Raw genomic sequence first — 2,256 nt, 5'->3', positions numbered from 1 at the left:
ATGTGCGTAATTCAGGTCTAATGGAGTTAATGACTTATTTTGTGGATGAAAATAACCTAGCGATAAAAGATAAATTATTAACCTAAAAAGTAGATTGAATGGAACAGTTTTGTTTTTCAATTAGAGTGGCTGTCTAGTTTAGTCGTTTTCACCCCGTTACTGCAATGCTTGAATAAAGTCAATATACCCAAACAAAAAAATACATTTTAATTGCATTTTTATTACAATTTAGTTGCAAGTTATATTATCTTTTATTGTAGAATACGCGGTTCATATCAAATTTCAAAGAGCCTTAAATGTTTAAAAGTGCAATTACTTTACCAATTATCCTGTGTATTAGCTTGACCGCGTGCGGCGGTAGCTCCAACAAATCAGAACCAGTCAAGACAACAATAGCGACAAAAAAAGAAACTCAAATACAAACAAGTAATCTTGCTGTTGGTTTATTAAACATGACAGAAAAAGAATTAGATTTTGGAGTTACTTTTGCAAAAACACAAAATAATCAATCAACACAAATTAATCGAACTGTTTTTAGTGTCGATCCTTATTCTGCAATAAATACTCCCTTTGTACCTAAGGTCAATGAAAGTTTGAGTTATAGCATTTCTATACCTGGAAGTAATAAACTAGATATTATTAGCTTAGATTCAAATACAAAAAATGCAGTTACAGAAACGCAAAGTAAGAGTTATGAGTCTGCTGTCGAAGAAACATCACGACTTGTTCTTGTAGCGTATTCTGCTTTAAACACTGAGCAAAAGTATGAAATAAAAACTGATTTTGTTGAGCTTAGTCATAAACTAACAGATGGAAAATCTATTGAAGTAGATATTTTTAACTTGACTAGTCTCGAAGGTATTAATTATCAAGGTAAGTGCTCTGATGGAAGCTCTATTGAAGTAACCGTTGATAAGGACAGTGCTTATAAAGCACTTGCCTGCCCATCAGGGCAAGATCTAATTTCCATAAATATGAAAAGTCGTCACTTAGAATTTCAATTTAGCTATCAGTTTACAGCGGGTTCGAAGTATTCTTTATTGATAGGACAAAATGAACAAGGGGATTTAATTAGTAGACTGCTTAATAAGGCGTCTTTCTAAGGCCTGAACCAAAGTATTTATTGTGAATTTAAACCCAAGGTAGTTGGGTTTAAATCGCATTTGATAAAATTATGTTAGGTGACCACAAGAAGTAATAAAGTTAATAAAGATTTATTACTATTTTATCTTAGCTGATCCCAAAATGATTTTTTGCTAATTATTATAGATACGGATATTAACTTTTAGGATCAGTTGCTTTGAAATCATCAATGTACATAATAACCGGCGCAACTAATATAGCTGTGAGGAAAAGTACAAATAATGAATAAGTTATCATTTCATAAACTAAGTAACCGCCCGCATAAAAATCAGATATAGTTTCTAAGATGATTAATAATGGATAAGCAATAGCCGTTATTTTCCATATTATAGAATTCAAAATTTTTATTTTAAATGCAAAACCAAAACTACCTAGAAGGATAAAAAAATCGAAAAGAAACAACCCACACATTATGAGGTTAGATTTTTCATTCCCTTCAATTACAGGCATTTTGAGATTGTTATTAATGCTGTATATTGTTAATACAAGAGATAAAACAAAAATCGCTTTCCATATTACTCTATCTTTCATAATTTTCTGCCAGTAGCTAAATGGGTTATTAAAGCTTTAGAAAAGGTTTGATATTTTACTTTAAAGATTGATTGTTAAAAAGTTATATAAAATTAATGACTTAAATGCAAGGGGCTCAATTGACTCCCCCGTGTAATATTTATATTTAACTACTTTGTTATGCGAAGTAATACCCTGCACCAATAGATTAATTATTTTTATACTGTAAGCAACGTTAAACTCAATAAAAAATCGGATAGTTATTTTAACCATGGCATTTTACCTTCCTTTATTACACCCTTATTTTAAGCAGATTGAAATTGGCGATACGCTAACCTCCCTATGGAGTGGGTGTGGCAGTATTGTGCAGTGCCAGCTAGATGATGAGCCATGTGTAGTTAAAGCGATTAAAATACCCAGTTATATACACCATCCTAAAATTAAACAAAGCGAATTTGCGCTTAAAAGAAAGCAGCAAAACTAACAGTGACACCCACCCTAATTTTTGCAGTTTGGCGAACTAAGTACTAGGCTTTGTTCAGTGCAAAAAACAAGCAGGGTGTCTTATGGCAATCGCAAGAAAGCGTCAAGTAAGTTTGGTTG

General features: G+C 31.9%; 2 protein-coding genes and 1 pseudogene. 2 read left to right on the top strand and 1 reads right to left on the bottom strand.

Annotated features, from left to right (window positions below):
• Positions 1–296: 296 nt before the first annotated feature.
• Complete coding sequence (locus tag H5119_RS19780) at positions 297–1,103, top strand: hypothetical protein (RefSeq protein ID WP_182703448.1); 807 nt, start codon at positions 297–299, stop codon at positions 1,101–1,103.
• A 175-nt stretch (positions 1,104–1,278) separates the two neighbouring features.
• Here H5119_RS19780 and H5119_RS19775 read toward each other — a convergent pair whose 3' ends face one another.
• On the bottom strand, positions 1,279–1,674 hold the full coding sequence (locus tag H5119_RS19775) for a hypothetical protein (protein WP_182703447.1): 396 nt from the start codon (positions 1,672–1,674) through the stop codon (positions 1,279–1,281).
• A 250-nt stretch (positions 1,675–1,924) separates the two neighbouring features.
• Between H5119_RS19775 and H5119_RS19770 the strand changes: the two are divergent.
• Positions 1,925–2,134 (top strand): annotated as a pseudogene (locus H5119_RS19770) (kinase); the annotation flags it as partial.
• Positions 2,135–2,256: the final 122 nt, after the last annotated feature.

Source organism: Pseudoalteromonas sp. SG45-5, assembly GCF_014164085.1.
GTDB classification, from domain to species: domain Bacteria; phylum Pseudomonadota; class Gammaproteobacteria; order Enterobacterales; family Alteromonadaceae; genus Pseudoalteromonas; species Pseudoalteromonas aliena.
The sequence above is the reverse complement of the archived record's forward strand: the minus strand, read 5'-3'. Positions and strand labels throughout refer to the sequence as shown.